The 13512-nt window shown below is 73.4% G+C and carries 14 protein-coding genes; 10 read left to right on the top strand and 4 right to left on the bottom strand.

Annotated features, from left to right (window positions below; genetic code table 11):
• Positions 1 to 7 precede the first annotated feature (7 nt).
• From EUS26_RS02720 to EUS26_RS02700, 5 genes are read left to right on the top strand one after another with little or no spacing between them, the layout of a single operon-like run.
• On the top strand, positions 8 to 1063 hold the full coding sequence (locus tag EUS26_RS02720) for an ABC transporter ATP-binding protein (RefSeq protein ID WP_130011649.1): 1056 nt from the start codon (positions 8 to 10) through the stop codon (positions 1061 to 1063).
• Positions 1064 to 1115: 52 nt separating this feature from the next.
• The gene (locus tag EUS26_RS02715) at positions 1116 to 2333 is read left to right on the top strand and encodes a GAF domain-containing sensor histidine kinase (RefSeq protein ID WP_202865021.1); all 1218 of its coding nucleotides are present in this window, start codon (positions 1116 to 1118) and stop codon (positions 2331 to 2333) included.
• A 21-nt stretch (positions 2334 to 2354) separates the two neighbouring features.
• Positions 2355 to 3122, top strand: a complete 768-nt coding sequence (locus tag EUS26_RS02710; RefSeq protein ID WP_130011648.1) for a LytR/AlgR family response regulator transcription factor — start codon at positions 2355 to 2357, stop codon at positions 3120 to 3122.
• On the top strand, positions 3119 to 3505 hold the full coding sequence (locus tag EUS26_RS02705) for a hypothetical protein (RefSeq protein ID WP_130011647.1): 387 nt from the start codon (positions 3119 to 3121) through the stop codon (positions 3503 to 3505). Before EUS26_RS02710 ends, EUS26_RS02705 begins: the two co-directional genes overlap by 4 nt.
• Positions 3506 to 3507: 2 nt before the next feature.
• The gene (locus tag EUS26_RS02700; RefSeq protein ID WP_130011646.1) at positions 3508 to 5019 is read left to right on the top strand and encodes a sodium/solute symporter; all 1512 of its coding nucleotides are present in this window, start codon (positions 3508 to 3510) and stop codon (positions 5017 to 5019) included.
• A 12-nt stretch (positions 5020 to 5031) separates the two neighbouring features.
• Here the strand turns inward: EUS26_RS02700 and EUS26_RS02695 are convergent, their stop codons facing one another.
• Positions 5032 to 5835 carry a SurA N-terminal domain-containing protein gene (locus tag EUS26_RS02695; protein ID WP_165368480.1) on the bottom strand — a complete coding sequence of 268 codons (804 nt, stop codon included), beginning with the start codon at positions 5833 to 5835 and terminating at the stop codon, positions 5032 to 5034.
• A gap of 257 nt (positions 5836 to 6092) precedes the next feature.
• Here EUS26_RS02695 and acs point away from each other — a divergent pair, with 257 nt between their 5' ends.
• Positions 6093 to 8066: an acetate--CoA ligase gene (gene acs, locus EUS26_RS02690; RefSeq protein ID WP_130011644.1), complete on the top strand. Its 1974-nt coding sequence runs from the start codon at positions 6093 to 6095 to the stop codon at positions 8064 to 8066.
• Between the two features lie 109 nt (positions 8067 to 8175).
• Here acs and EUS26_RS02685 read toward each other — a convergent pair whose 3' ends face one another.
• Positions 8176 to 8652, bottom strand: a complete 477-nt coding sequence (locus EUS26_RS02685; protein ID WP_130011643.1) for an RrF2 family transcriptional regulator — start codon at positions 8650 to 8652, stop codon at positions 8176 to 8178.
• A 138-nt stretch (positions 8653 to 8790) separates the two neighbouring features.
• Between EUS26_RS02685 and EUS26_RS02680 the strand changes: the two genes are divergently transcribed.
• Positions 8791 to 9705, top strand: a complete 915-nt coding sequence (locus EUS26_RS02680) for a sulfite exporter TauE/SafE family protein (protein WP_130011642.1) — start codon at positions 8791 to 8793, stop codon at positions 9703 to 9705.
• On the opposite strand, the gene EUS26_RS02675 is transcribed toward EUS26_RS02680, so the two are convergent.
• Positions 9647 to 10078 carry a pyridoxamine 5'-phosphate oxidase family protein gene (locus tag EUS26_RS02675; RefSeq protein ID WP_130011641.1) on the bottom strand — a complete coding sequence of 144 codons (432 nt, stop codon included), beginning with the start codon at positions 10076 to 10078 and terminating at the stop codon, positions 9647 to 9649. The genes EUS26_RS02680 and EUS26_RS02675 overlap by 59 nt on opposite strands.
• A 136-nt stretch (positions 10079 to 10214) precedes the next feature.
• Positions 10215 to 11483, bottom strand: a complete 1269-nt coding sequence (locus EUS26_RS02670) for an Nramp family divalent metal transporter (RefSeq protein WP_130011640.1) — start codon at positions 11481 to 11483, stop codon at positions 10215 to 10217.
• Between the two features lie 78 nt (positions 11484 to 11561).
• On the opposite strand from EUS26_RS02670, the gene EUS26_RS02665 reads away from it, so the two are divergent.
• The 3 genes from EUS26_RS02665 to EUS26_RS02655 all read left to right on the top strand — a co-directional run bounded on the left by EUS26_RS02665 (position 11562) and on the right by EUS26_RS02655 (position 13467).
• Positions 11562 to 12431, top strand: coding sequence for an MOSC domain-containing protein (locus tag EUS26_RS02665; RefSeq protein ID WP_130011639.1), 870 nt, complete (start codon positions 11562 to 11564; stop codon positions 12429 to 12431).
• Positions 12428 to 12838 carry a hypothetical protein gene (locus tag EUS26_RS02660; RefSeq protein ID WP_130011638.1) on the top strand — a complete coding sequence of 137 codons (411 nt, stop codon included), beginning with the start codon at positions 12428 to 12430 and terminating at the stop codon, positions 12836 to 12838. The genes EUS26_RS02665 and EUS26_RS02660 overlap by 4 nt, the downstream gene beginning before the upstream one ends.
• A 74-nt stretch (positions 12839 to 12912) precedes the next feature.
• Positions 12913 to 13467: a DinB family protein gene (locus EUS26_RS02655; RefSeq protein WP_130011637.1), complete on the top strand. Its 555-nt coding sequence runs from the start codon at positions 12913 to 12915 to the stop codon at positions 13465 to 13467.
• The last annotated feature ends 45 nt before the right edge of the window (positions 13468 to 13512 follow it).

The following is a 13512-nucleotide window of genomic DNA, read 5'->3' as shown; positions in this document are numbered from 1 at the left end:
CGGGCCGATGAGCGAGGTGCGGCTGTCCGGCGTGCGCGCCGGCTACGGCGACGTGGAGATCCTCCACGGCGTCGACCTGGCCGTGCCCTCCGGCGGCACCACCGCGGTGCTCGGCGACTCCGGCTCCGGCAAGACCACCCTGCTCAAGGTCATCTCCGGCTTCCTGCGACCGGACGCGGGGCAGGTCCAGGTCGGGGGCCGGACGGTCGCCGGCGACGACGCGTGGGTCGCGCCGGAGCGCCGCGGCGTCGGCTACGTCCGGCAGGACGGCGGCCTCTTCCCGCACCTGTCGGTCGCCGGCAACATCGCCTTCGGGCTGCCGCGCACGGGCATCGCGCGGCGCGGCCGGGCGCACCGGGACCGCGTGCTCGAGCTGCTCGACCTCGTCGAGCTGCCCGCCGACGTGGCCGAGCGGCGCCCCGACCAGCTCTCCGGGGGGCAGCAGCAGCGCGTCGCCCTGGCGCGGGCGCTCGCCCCCCGGCCCGACCTGGTCCTGCTCGACGAGCCCTTCTCCTCCCTCGACACCGCGCTGCGGACGGCGACCCGCGAGGCGACGGCGCGGGCGTTGCAGGCCTCGGGGGCGACCACCCTGCTCGTGACCCACGACCAGGGGGAGGCGATGTCCTTCGCCGACGAGATCGCCGTGCTCCGGCAGGGCGCGTTCGGCCAGATCGCGCCGCCGCGGACCATCTACGGCGAGCCGGTCGACGCGCACATCGCGTCCTTCATGGGCGAGGCCATCCCCATCCACGGGCTGGCCAGCCACAACCAGTTCCGGTGCGCCCTCGGCAACCTGGAGGCGGCCGGCTTCGTCACCCGGGGCGCGGTCGTCGCGATCCTGCGGCCCGAGCAGCTGCGGCTCGTCGCACCGGGGGAGGGCTCGGTCGACGCCCGGGTGTCCCGGGTGACCTACTTCGGCCACGACTCGGTCGCCGACCTCGAGCTGGTGAGCGGCACCCCGCTCAAGGGGCTGCGGGCCCGGGTGGTCGGGCCGGAGGCCCCCGCGGTCGGCGACACCGTCGGCCTGTGGGTGGTCGGCCCGGTCCGGGTCTTCCCCGGCTGAGGGAGCACCTCCGCCGACCGGCCGGCAGCGGCGGCAGGAGTAGCCTCCGCCCATGCCCGGAGACCTCCACCTGCCGACCGCGCTGCTGGTCCTGGGGGCGTGCCTGCTGGTCTGGCTGCTGGCCTGGTGGCGACGGCGGCGGGCCGCCCGGGGCTTCCTCTCCGAGACCGACCGGATCACCTACGAGACGCTGCGCTCGGGTGCGCAGGCGGGCCGCAACCTGCGGGCCGGGCTGACCCCGGAGCACGCCGAGCCGGCCGCCCGGCACCTGCGGATGATGCTGGGCGGGACCGCCCTGGCCATCTGCGACAGCCAGCAGACGCTGGCCTGGAGCGGGCTGGGCGACCACCACCGCGAGCAGGCGGCCGACCACGCGCACCGGGTGCTGCGCGGGGGCGACGTCGTCGTCCTCACCCGGGCCGACCTGCCCTGCGAGGTGCCCGAGTGCCCGGTGCGCGCCGGCGTGGTCGCCCCGCTCGTGGTTGACGACCGGGTCATCGGCGCGCTCGCGGCATACTCCCCGCGTCCGTCGGCCGGTCTCGCCCGGGCGACCGAGCAGGTCGCGACGTGGGTGAGCGGCCAGCTGGAGCTGGGCGAGCTGGACCGGGAGCGGACCCGCGCCATGGAGGCCGAGCTGCGCAGCCTGCGCGCGCAGATCAGCCCCCACTTCATCTACAACTCCCTCGGCGCCATCGCCTCGTTCGTCCGCACCGACCCCGACCGGGCCCGTGAGCTGCTGCTGGAGTTCGCCGACTTCACCCGGTATGCCCTGCGCCGCGGCGGCGCCTACACCACCCTCGCCGACGAGCTGCGCAACATCGAGCGCTATCTCGTGCTCGAGCAGGCGCGCTTCGGCGAGCGGCTGCGGGTCAACCTGCTCATCGCCCCCGAGGTGCTGCCGGTGGCGGTGCCCTACCTCTCGGTGCAGCCGCTCGTGGAGAACGCCGTGCGGCACGGGCTCGCCGGCAAGGAGGGGGTCGGCACGGTCACCATCACCGGCACCGACCTGGGCGACCTGGCCGAGATCGCCATCGAGGACGACGGCGTCGGCTCCGACCCCGAGCTGGTCCGACGCGCCCTCGACGGCGACCGCAGCGGGGAGGCCGCCGCGCACGACGGGCACAGCATGGGCCTGGGCAACGTCGACGCCCGGCTCCGGCAGGTCTACGGCGACGAGCACGGCCTGGTCGTCGAGACCGCGCCCGGCCTGGGCACCAAGGTGACCTTCCGGGTGCCGAAGTACGCCCCCGGCGTCCACCCGGACCGCTGAACCCGGCCCTACCATGACCCCATGCGTGCCCTCGTCGTCGACGACGAACCGCCGGCCCTGTCCGAGCTGACCTACCTGCTGGAGCAGGACGGCCGGCTGGGCAGCGTGCACCCGGTCGGCTCGGGCACCGACGCGCTGCGGGCGCTGGAGGACGGCGACGTCGACGTGGTCTTCTCCGACATCTCGATGCCGGGCCTGGACGGCATGGAGCTCGCCCGGGTGGTCAACCGCTTCGCCACGCCGCCGCTGGTCGTCTTCGTCACCGCGCACGAGGAGCACGCGGTGGACGCGTTCGCGGTGCAGGCCGTCGACTACGTCATGAAGCCGGTGCCGCCGGCCCGGCTCGCCCAGGCGGTCGACCGGGTCGTCGCCGCGCTGGCGCGCCGCGGCCCGACCGTCGTCGACCCCCCGGAGGCCGCCCGCCCCGGCCACGGACCGGCGCCGGAGCCGCCCGAGGAGCGGATCGCCGTCGAGCTCGGCGGCGTCACCCGCTTCGTGCAGCGCTCCTCGGTGCGCTACGTCCAGGCGCAGGGCGACTACGTGCGCCTCTTCACCGGGTCGGCGTCGCACCTGCTGCGGCTGCCGCTCACCACGCTGGAGGAGCGGTGGGCCGCCGCCGGCTTCGTCCGGATCCACCGGTCCACGCTGGTCAACCTCGCCCACGTCGGCCAGGTGCGCCAGGCACAGGGTCGGCTCAGCCTGCGGCTGCTGCCGGACGGGCCCGAGCTCCCGGTGGCCCGCCGCCACGCACGGACGGTGCGCGAGCGCGTCCTCGGTGAGGGCGCGTGAGCGAGGAGGCGCCCGCGCGGTACGAGGCGCGGGTGCGGGTGACCTCGGCCCGTCGCGAGGCCGCGACCGCGCGCCGCCGCCCCATGGCGGCCGCGCTGGTCGAGCAGACCGGCGCCGGCGAGCTCTACCTGCACGGCCTGCTGCGCGCGCAGCTGCGGCTCGCGCTCGCGGTCCTGGCCGGGCTCGCGGTGGTGCTGGGCGGCATACCCGTCCTGTATGCCGTGCTCCCCGCCGCCCGGTCCGTCCAGGTCGCCGGGGTGCCGGTCGTGTGGCCCGTGCTCGCCGTGCTCGTCTACCCCGCGCTCGTCGGGGTCGCGGCCTGGTACACGCGGGCCGCGACCCGGATCGAGCAGCGGCTCACCGCGGTCGCCCGGGAGCGTTGAGGGTGGCCCCGAGCCTGGCCGGCGCAGCGGTACTCCTCGTCTGCCTCGTCACCGTCGCCCTCAGCGTGTTCGTGCTGCGCCTCTCCCGCCGGACCAGCGACTTCTACGTCGCGGGGCGCGCCGTGACCCCGCAGCGCAACGCCGCGGCCATCGGCGGGGAGTACCTCTCGGCCGCCAGCTTCCTCGGCGTCGCCGGGCTCATCTACGACCAGGGCGTGGACGCGCTGTGGTACCCGGTCGGCTACACCGTCGGCTACCTCGTCCTGCTGGTGCTCGTCGCCGCCCCGCTGCGCCGCTCCGGCGCCTACACGCTGCCCGACTTCGCCGAGGCGCGCCTGGAGTCCCGCTCGGTCCGGCACCTGTGCTCGGTGCTCGTCGTCTTCATCGGCTGGCTCTACCTGCTGCCGCAGCTGCAGGGCGCCGGCTTCACCCTCCGGCTGGTGTCGGGTGCGCCGCTGTGGCTCGGGCCGGTGCTCGTGGTCGGGGTGGTCGTGCTCTCCGTGGCGGCCGGGGGGATGCGCTCGATCACCCTCGTGCAGGCGGTCCAGTACTGGATCAAGCTGTCCGCCCTGGCCGTCCCGGCCGGCGTGCTGCTGGCCGTGTGGTGGGGCACGCAGGGACCGGGGCTCCAGGTCGCCGAGTCGTGGGTGCTGCCGGGCAGCGGCCCGCAGAGCGACGGTCACGGGCTCTACCGCACCCTGTCGCTCGTGCTCGCGCTGGCCCTGGGGACGATGGGGCTGCCGCACGTCGTGGTCCGCTACTACACCAACCCGGACGGCACCGGGGCGCGGGCGACGACCGTGCGGGTGCTCGTGCTCCTCGGCCTCTTCTACGTCGTCACGGTGGTGTATGCCGTGCTCGGCCGCGCCTACCTGCCCACCCTGGAGCCCGGGGTGCGGCCGGACACGGTCGTCCTGCGGCTGCCCGCGGAGGTGCTGCCCGGCCTCGGCGGGGAGGTGCTGCTCGCGGCGCTCGCCGGCGGGGCCTTCGCGGCGTTCCTCTCGACCTCCTCCGGGCTCGCGCTCGCGGTGACCGGGGTGCTCAACCAGGACGTCGTCCGGCCGCTGCTCGCCCGGGCGGTGCCCGGCGACTCCTCCGAGGTGGCCGGCTTCCGCATCGCCGCCGTGGTGGCGGTGCTCGTGCCCTTCGCCGGCGTCGGGATCTTCCCCGAGGTGCCGCTGGCGGCCTTCGTCACCCTGGCCTTCGTCATCGCGGCCTCGACGTTCTTCCCGCTGCTGGCGCTCGGGGTGTGGTGGCCGCGGCTGTCGGTGCAGGGCGCCACCGCCGGGCTGCTCACCGGGGCGGTGCTGGCCATCGGCGCGGTCGCGGTGACCGTGCTGGCCGGCGACCAGGGCGGCTGGAGCGCCGCGCTGCTGGCGCAGCCGGCGGCCTGGATCGTGCCGCTGGTCGGCGCGGTCATGGTGGGGGTGTCCCTGGCCACCCCCCAGGGGATCCCCCGGGGTGCGGCACGCACGCTCGTGCGGCTGCACACCCCGGAGGACCTCACCGCCTGAGCCGGTCCCGGCTCACAGGTGGCTGGTGATCTCCGCGTCCTCGCGCAGCCCGGCCACCAGCTCGTCGGTGGCCGCCGCCTGCTCCTCGGACTGCAGCTGCTGGGCGAGCTGGTCCCGCACCTGGTCGAACTCGGGGATCTCCGGCTGCTGCGGGGCCGCCGTCCCGGAGGCGTCGTCCTCGTTGCCCCCGGCGTCCTCCTGCTGGGCGACGAGCTCGTCGTAGTAGGCGCGCAGCTCCTCGTCCGTGGGTTCCTCGACCGGGGCCTCCTGCTCGACGTAGGCCTGGATGGCGAGCTGGCTGGCCGCCTCGCGGCGCGCGGTCTCCTCGTCCATGCCCTGCTGCTCGAGCACCTCGAGGAACTGGTCGACCGACTCCAGACCGTTGCCCGTCGCGAGCTCCTCGAGCAGGGTGTCGACCTCCTCGTCGGAGGGCTCCAGGCCCTCCTCCTCGGCGGCCTGGCGCAGCAGCACGCTGTCGACGACGACCTCGAGGGTGTCCTCCTGGAGCTGCTCCTCGTCGACCTCCTCACCGCTCATCTGCGCCTGCCCGGCGGCGCTGGCGAACTGGCTCTCGTAGTAGGTGACGAACTCCTCCTTCGTCACGTCCTGGCCGTTGACCGTGGCTACCGGGTCCGGGATCTCCTCCAGGTCGGGCTCGGGCATGGCGTCGGGCGCCGCCGGGTCGGGCGCACTGCTGGCGGCGGCGTCGTCGGACCCGGCGGGGGCGCTGCTGCTCGCCGCGTCCGAGTCCGTGGTGTCGTCGGAGCCGCCGCAGGCGGTGAGCCCGACCAGGCTCAGGGTCACGCTCAGGCTCACGGCGGCGAGCCTCTTCGTGGCGGACATGTTCCATCTCCCTCATCGGGTTCGGGTGGACAAGCGGGCGAACGTAGCACGCCCGCGTGGGTGCCCCGTCCGGGAAGCTCCCAGGTTCCGGTCAGGAGCGCGGCTCCGCCGCCGGGCGCACCTCGGGAACCGCTCGTCGCAGGATCCGCCGCGACCGCCCGACCGGACCTGCGCGCCCGGGGGAGGGCACGGCATACTCGGCAGGACGACCCCGAGCGCGAGGAGAACCCATGTCCGACGAGGGACTGTCCAACCTGCTGCACGAGGAGCGCACCTTCGCGCCGAGCGAGGAGTTCGTGGCCCAGGCCAACGGCACGGCCGAGCTGTTCGAGCAGGCGGAGGCCGACCGCGAGGGCTTCTGGGCCGCGAAGGCGCGGCAGTACCTCGACTGGGAGACCGACTTCGACCAGGTCCTCGACTGGAGCGAGGCGCCGTTCGCCAAGTGGTTCCTCGGTGGCCGGCTCAACGCCTGCGTCAACGCCGTCGACCGCCACGTCGAGGCCGGGCACGGCGACCGCGTCGCGATCCACTGGGTGGGGGAGCCCGAGGACGACACCCGCGACATCACGTATGCCGAGCTGCACGAGCAGGTGCAGCGGGCCGCCAACGCGCTCACCGACATCGGCGTGCGCGAGGGGGACGCGGTCATGATCTACCTGCCGATGATCCCCGAGGCCGCGGTGGCCATGCTCGCCTGCGCCCGCATCGGCGCGCCGCACTCGGTCGTCTTCGGCGGCTTCTCCTCCGACGCGCTGCGCAGCCGCATCGCCGACGCCGGCAGCAAGGTCGTCATCACCGCGGACGGGGGCTACCGGCGGGGCAAGCCGTCGGGCCTGAAGTCCGTGGTCGACGGCGCGCTCGAGAGCGGCGAGCACCCGGTCGAGACGGTGCTGGTCGTCCGCCGCACGGAGCAGGACGTCGAGTGGACCGAGGGGCGCGACACGTGGTGGCACGAGGCGCTCGAGGCCGCTGACGCGACGCACGAGGCGCAGGCCTTCGACGCCGAGCACCCGCTGTTCATCCTCTACACCTCCGGCACCACCGGCAAGCCCAAGGGCATCTTCCACGCCACCGGCGGCTACCTGCTGCAGACGGCCTACACCTCGCACGTCGTGCACGACATCCACCCCGACACCGACGTCTACTGGTGCACCGCCGACGTCGGCTGGGTCACCGGCCACTCCTACATCGTCTACGGTCCGATGACCCTCGGGGCCACCCAGGTGATGTACGAGGGCACGCCGGACACCCCGCACCAGGGCCGGTTCTGGGAGATCGTGCAGGACAAGAAGGTGACGATCCTCTACACCGCCCCCACGGCGATCCGGACCTTCATGAAGTGGGGCAAGGAGATCCCGGAGAAGTTCGACCTGTCGAGCCTCAAGCTGCTCGGGTCGGTGGGCGAGCCGATCAACCCCGAGGCGTGGATGTGGTACCGCGAGGTCATCGGCGGCGGCCGGTGCCCCATCGTCGACACCTGGTGGCAGACCGAGACCGGCGCCATCATGATCAGCCCCATCCCGGGCGTCACCGAGACGCGGCCGGGCTCGGCCCAGCACCCCATCCCGGGCATCAACGCGGTCGTCGTCGACGACATGGGGCAGCCGGTGGAGAAGGGGTCGGGCGGCTACCTCGTCGTCACCGACCCGTGGCCCTCCATGCTGCGCGGCATCTGGGGCGACCCGGAGCGCTACCAGGAGACCTACTGGAGCCGGTTCGACGGCATGTACTTCGCTGGTGACGGCGCCAAGCTGGACGAGGACGGCAACATCTGGGTGCTCGGCCGCGTCGACGACGTCATGAACGTCTCCGGCCACCGGATGTCGACCGCCGAGATCGAGTCGGCGCTGGTCAGCCACCCCAAGGTCGCCGAGGCGGCGGTCGTGGGAGCGGCCGACGAGACCACCGGCCAGGCGATCTGCGCCTTCGTCATCCTGCGCGAGGAGGCCGTCGAGCAGGCCGACGAGGAGGGCGAGGGGCAGGACCTCGTCGCCGAGCTGCGCCAGCACGTGGCCAAGGAGATCGGCGCGATCGCCAAGCCGCGACAGATCATGGTGGTGCCCGAGCTGCCCAAGACGCGGTCGGGCAAGATCATGCGCCGCCTGCTCAAGGACGTCGCGGAGAACCGCGAGGTCGGCGATGTCACCACGCTCGCCGACTCCTCGGTCATGGACCTCATCACCAAGGGGATGAGCGAGGGCTGACCCGCCCGGCCGGGGACGCGCCGGTCGCCGACGGCTCAGGGACGCACGTGCGCCCCTGAGCCGTCCTCGTCGGGGGTGGCGCCGGCTCGGTCAGGAGCCCGGCGACGGCTCAGCGGCTCTCCCACGCGTCGGGCTGGCGCAGCAGGGCAGTGACCTCGGTCGGCCAGGCGCCGCGGCGCAGCTGGTCGAGGCTCGTGCCGTCCAGCACGGCGCGCAGCGCCGCCCGGGTGGCGACCCACAGCGCGGGCAGGTGCTCCGCCTCCCCCGGGTATGCCGTGTCGTGCGGGCGCAGGCCGCGCACCTCGGCGAGCGGGCCGTCCACCGCGCGGATGATGTCGCCGACGGCGATCTGGTCCGCAGGACGGGACAGCAGGTAGCCGCCGCGGGCGCCGCGGCGAGACGCGACGAGCCCGGCCCGTCGAAGGTCGGCGACGATGGCCTCCAGGAACTTCACCGGTAGGTCCTGCGCCTGGGCGAGCCGGTCGACCGACACGGGCGCGGGCTTCTCCGCGCCCGGGTCGTCGTGGTCGGCGGCCAGGGCCAGCATCGCCCGCACCGCGTAGTCCGAGCGCGCCGAGATGTCCACCACCCCAGTGTCTCGCACCGGCCCGGGCGAGGTCGGGCATACCGGCGCTTGACATTAATCCTACTGACCCGACAGGATTAGCAGGAATAGGGCGCTCCACGCCCTGCCCCGTGCCGCTCGACCCCCAGGAGGGGACCCATGCGCCAGCTCATCCTGCTCAGCCTCGTCGGCCTCGCCGCGCAGCTCGTCGACGGGGGCCTGGGCATGGCCTACGGCGTGACGACGACCACGCTGCTGCTCATGCTCGGCACCAACCCGGCGGCGGCCTCGGCCACCGTCCACCTCGCCGAGATCGGCACGACCCTGGCCTCCGGCACGGCCCACTGGAGGTTCGGCAACGTCGACTGGAGGGTCGTGCTGCGGGTGGGTGTGCCCGGCGCGGTCGGCGCCTTCCTCGGCGCCACCGTGCTGAGCTCGATCGACGCCGAGGTGGCCCGACCGATCACGGCGACGATCCTGCTGGTGCTCGGGGTCTACCTGCTCGCACGGTTCACCCGCACCGGCATGCGGACCGACCGCCTCGGTCAGCCGTTGCGGCGCCGCTTCCTCGCGCCGCTGGGCCTCTTCGCGGGATTCCTCGACGCGACCGGAGGGGGCGGCTGGGGTCCGGTGGGCACCCCCGCCCTGCTCGCGAGCGGTCGCATGGAGCCCCGGAAGGTGGTCGGCTCGATCAGCGCCTCGGAGTTCCTCGTCGCCCTCGCGGCCAGCCTGGGATTCCTCATCGGCCTCGGCCACCAGGGCATCAACCCCACCTGGGTGCTGGCGCTGCTGGCGGGCGGCGTCGTGGCCGCGCCCATCGCCGCCTTCCTGGTGCGGATCGTGCCGGCGCGTCTGCTCGGCGTCGCCGTCGGTGGCCTCATCGTGCTCACCAACGCGCGGACGCTCCTGCGGTCCGAGGCGATCGACGCCGGCGACGTCACCCGCTCGCTGGTGTATGCGGTGATCGTCGCGGTCTGGCTGGGCGCGGTGAGCTACGTCGTGGCGGCGCTGCGGGTCAGCCGTGCCGCCGCAGATGCCTCCACGGCCGGCTCAGAGCGAAGCTCCGCCCGCTGACCTCCGTCACGGTGATCGCGACGACGTTGAACTTCTCGGTGCCGACCCACGGCCGCAGCCGCAGGTTGTCGACCTCGCGGGCCTCCTGCCCCTCGAGGATCCCCGCGGTGCCGCGGGCGACGACGCTCCAGGCGGTCTCCGCGTCGTCGTCGACCTGGTCGATCTCGAAGGCGACGTCGGAGTCCATGACCACCCCGAGCAGCTTGGAGCCCTCCGCGGTGCGGAAGACGAGGCGGTCCCGGTCGACGGCGTAGTTGACCGGGGCGATGTGCACCTCGTCGGTGAGGTGGTAGGCCAGACGGCCGAACTCGTGCTGGCCGAGGAGGTCCCAGCACTCCCGCTCGGAGAGGGTGGTCGTGGGCGAGTCGCTCATCATCTGCTCCTGTCGTCCGGGTAGGACCATGCTACTACCTGCGGTCGTACGTCGCCCGGCCGTACGTCACGGACCTCACGCCGTGGCCGGCGACCGGACGGCCCCCGTTCGGAGCCCCGGCCGGTCGCGCGCGGGGTCACCCTCCGAGGGCCCGCTCGACGGCGCCCTGGACCTGGGTGACCGCGAGCCAGGCGAACAGCAGGGCGCAGACGCCCATGAGCACGTTGACGACCGGGCCGTTGCGCCACTCCTCCGGGGTCCGGGCGGTGTTGAGGATCCAGAGCAGGGTGACGGCGAGGAAGGGCATGAAGAAGGCGCCGAGCACGCCGTACGCCAGGATGAGCCACACCGGACGGCCGAGGAAGAGCATGATCATCGGCGGGAAGGTCAGCCAGAGGATGTAGGCCTTGTACCAGGTGCCGCCGAGCCGGGTGCTGGGGTGGTCCTTGGGCAGCTGGCGGGCGTGGCCGACGAAGTCGGCGAACATCATCGAGACGCCGTTCCACACACCGACGAGCGAGCTCATGGCGGCCGCCCAGAAGCCGACGAGGAAGACCGTGCCGGCCCACGCGCCATACCGGTCGCGGAGCACCTCGGAGAGGTCCAGCAGCCCCTCGTCACCCGTGTCGACGGCGATGCCGGCGGAGTAGAGCAGCTCGGCACCGACGATGAGGGTGGAGATGACGAAGATGCCGGTGACGGTGTAGGCGACGGTGTTGTCCAGGCGCATGACCCGCATGTGGCCCGGGGTGGTCCAGCCCTTCTCCCGGATCCAGTAGCCGTAGGCGGCGAGCGTGATGGTCCCACCGACCCCTCCGGCGACCGACAGGACGTTGATGAGGCCACCCTCGGGGATGCGGGGGACGAGACCGGTGATGAGCTCGGGGATGTTGGGCAGCGTCAGCAGCGCGGCGAGGAACATCGTCACGAACATGATGCCGACCAGGGCGGCGCAGACCTTCTCGAAGACGGCATACCGGCCGAACCACACCAGCGCGCCGCCGATCAGGCCGGACAGGATGCCCCAGGCGGTCACCGACAGCCAGGGGAAGAGGCTCGCCAGCGGCAGTCCGGTGCCGGCCATCGCGGCGGCGCCGTAGACGAAGCCCCAGATGACGATGTACGGGGCGAAGTACCAGGTCGTCCACCGGCCGAGCGTCGCCCACCCCTCGTAGATCGTGTTGCCGGTGGCGAGGGAGTAGCGGCCGGCACCTTCCACGAGGACCACCTTGAGGAGGCAGCCCACGATGACCGCCCAGAGCAGCGCGTAGCCGAACTTCTGGCCGGCGATGACGGTGGCGACGAGGTCGGCGGCGCCCACGCCGGTGGCGGCGACGATGAGGCCGGGGCCGACGAGGCTCCAGCCCGCACGGGTGCCCTCGGTGGTCTGCGACTGGGGTGTCATGGGTCCTGTCTACACGAGGGGGAGCGCGGGACCGTGGCGCTGCGGCGCAGGCGGTCCGGTGTCGTGACAGGCTGAGGTATGCGCGTCAGCGAGCTGTGGAGGTACCCGGTCAAGTCCTTCGGCGGGGAGGCGGTGGACGAGGCCGTCGTCGAGCCGTGGGGGCTGGAGGGCGACCGGCGGTGGGGTGTCGTCGGGCCGGACGGCTTCCCGGTGACCGCGCGGGAGTGCCACGAGCTGCTGGGGCTGACCGCCACCACCGTCGACGAGGAGACCATCCGGATCGCCGCGCGGGACGGTGAGTCGATCCTGGTGGAGACGCCGCTGGGGGTGCCCCCCGTGCCGGTCGGCCACTCGAGGCAGGGGTTCGCGCCGCCGGCCGACCAGGACGTCAGCGAGTGGGTCAGCGACAGGGCGGGCCGCGCTCTGCGGCTGGTGTGGCAGGAGGACCCCACCGTCCGCCGCATCTCCGGCGCGCACGGCGGCCAGGAGGGGGAGTCGGTGTCGCTCGCCGACACCGGGCCACTGCTGCTGACGACGGAGGCGTCGCTCGCCCGACTCGGCGACTGGATCCTCGAGGGCGGTGGCGATCCGGTGCCGATGAGCCGGTTCCGTCCTAACCTCGTCGTCGACGGTCCGGGCGTCGAGCCCTTCGTCGAGGACACCTGGGCGTTCGTCACGGTCGGCGAGGTCCGCTACCGCCGCACCGAGCTGTGCGACCGCTGCGTCATGACGCAGATCGACACGCAGACGCTGGAGACGGGCAAGGAGCCGATCCGCACCCTCGCTCGGCACCGCAGGTGGGACGGCTCGACATGGTTCGGCATCCGCCTGGTGCCCGTGGGACTGACCGGTGGACGGGGGACCGTCGCCGTGGGGGACGAGCTCGTGCCGGAGAGGGCGGAGACGACTGAGACGACGCGGGCGGCGGGGGCGGCGGACGGCCGATGAGGTCAGGGGTCGTCTGGGCGACGTGGGGCTACGCGACCCTGGTGGTGCTCGGTGTCGTGTGGGTGCTCGTGGACGACCATCTCGCGTCCCGCGCCACGGCCTCCGGACTGGTCGGGGGAGCGTCCGTCGCGCTCGTGGTGACGGCACTGGCGCCTCGACACCCCCTCGGATGGGCCCCGGCGCTGTTCGCCTTCGCGAGCGTCGCGTTGGGGGTGCATCTCGTCGGCTCACGGCTGGCCGAGCTGGAGCAGCCGGGGTCGACCCTCGGCGGGTCGGGCACCGACCTGATCCTGCTGCTGCTCCTGGCGGCCTGGCCGGTGGGCTTCGTGCTGACCGTCGCGCTGCTGCTCAGGAGTCCTGAGAAGGTGGTCGGAGCCGACCGACCACCCAGGCGGGTGCAGGGCTGACGCAGGCCCCGGCCGACGTGGTCACCGTCACCCGAGCCCTGGTCACCATCCCCGCGGAGCTCTAGATTCGGGTCATGGCATCGCACACCGAGCGGAGCGACCTCATCTCCGCGCTGGACCGGCACCGAGGTTTTCTGCTGCAGACCAGTGAGGGGCTGACGGAGGAGCAGGCCCGCACGGCGAGCACGGTCAGCGCGCTCAGCATCGCCTCGATCCTCAAGCACGTCGCGGACACCGAGGCGGAGTGGATGCAGTTCGCCCTGCGCGGCGGCGAGGCGTTCGGGGCCTCGTACGACCAGGACGTCGACTGGGACGCGGTCGACGCCGTCGCGGCGGAGGGCGGTGAGGACTGGGGCGAGTGGGAGGACCACCGCTTCGACCTGACCGACGAGGAGACGCTGACCTTCCTGCGGCAACGGGTCCTCGACGTGGGACGAGAGACGGCGCGCCTCCTGCAGGAGGCGGACCTGGACCTGTCGCACCCGCTCCCGGCCGCGCCGTGGTTCGAGGAGGGTGTCTCGTGGTCCGTGCGCCGCGTGGCCCTGCACCTGATCGCCGAGATCTCCCAGCATGCCGGGCACGCCGACATCATCCGGGAGGCGATCGACGGGCAACGCACCATGGGGTGAGTGGGCCAGCGCCGGGCTTCTGGCGGCCGACGCACCAAGGGGTGA

Source organism: Serinicoccus sediminis, assembly GCF_004153545.1.
GTDB lineage: Bacteria > Actinomycetota > Actinomycetes > Actinomycetales > Dermatophilaceae > Ornithinicoccus > Ornithinicoccus sediminis_A.
Note: the sequence above shows the minus strand (reverse complement) of the source record. Positions and strands in the feature narration are given on the sequence as shown.

Excerpts from the sequence above, each read along its gene's own strand:
- EUS26_RS02680 (WP_130011642.1), top strand. The coding sequence starts at position 8,791 with ATGCGCCAGCTCATCCTGCTCAGCCTCGTCGGCCTCGCCGCGCAGCTC.
- EUS26_RS02675 (WP_130011641.1), bottom strand. The coding sequence starts at position 10,078 with ATGAGCGACTCGCCCACGACCACCCTCTCCGAGCGGGAGTGCTGGGAC.
- EUS26_RS02710 (WP_130011648.1), top strand. The coding sequence starts at position 2,355 with ATGCGTGCCCTCGTCGTCGACGACGAACCGCCGGCCCTGTCCGAGCTG.
- acs (WP_130011644.1), top strand. The coding sequence starts at position 6,093 with ATGTCCGACGAGGGACTGTCCAACCTGCTGCACGAGGAGCGCACCTTC.
- EUS26_RS02665 (WP_130011639.1), top strand. The coding sequence starts at position 11,562 with ATGCGCGTCAGCGAGCTGTGGAGGTACCCGGTCAAGTCCTTCGGCGGG.
- EUS26_RS02715 (WP_202865021.1), top strand. The coding sequence starts at position 1,116 with ATGCCCGGAGACCTCCACCTGCCGACCGCGCTGCTGGTCCTGGGGGCG.
- EUS26_RS02670 (WP_130011640.1), bottom strand. The coding sequence starts at position 11,483 with ATGACACCCCAGTCGCAGACCACCGAGGGCACCCGTGCGGGCTGGAGC.
- EUS26_RS02660 (WP_130011638.1), top strand. The coding sequence starts at position 12,428 with ATGAGGTCAGGGGTCGTCTGGGCGACGTGGGGCTACGCGACCCTGGTG.
- EUS26_RS02720 (WP_130011649.1), top strand. The coding sequence starts at position 8 with ATGAGCGAGGTGCGGCTGTCCGGCGTGCGCGCCGGCTACGGCGACGTG.
- EUS26_RS02655 (WP_130011637.1), top strand. The coding sequence starts at position 12,913 with ATGGCATCGCACACCGAGCGGAGCGACCTCATCTCCGCGCTGGACCGG.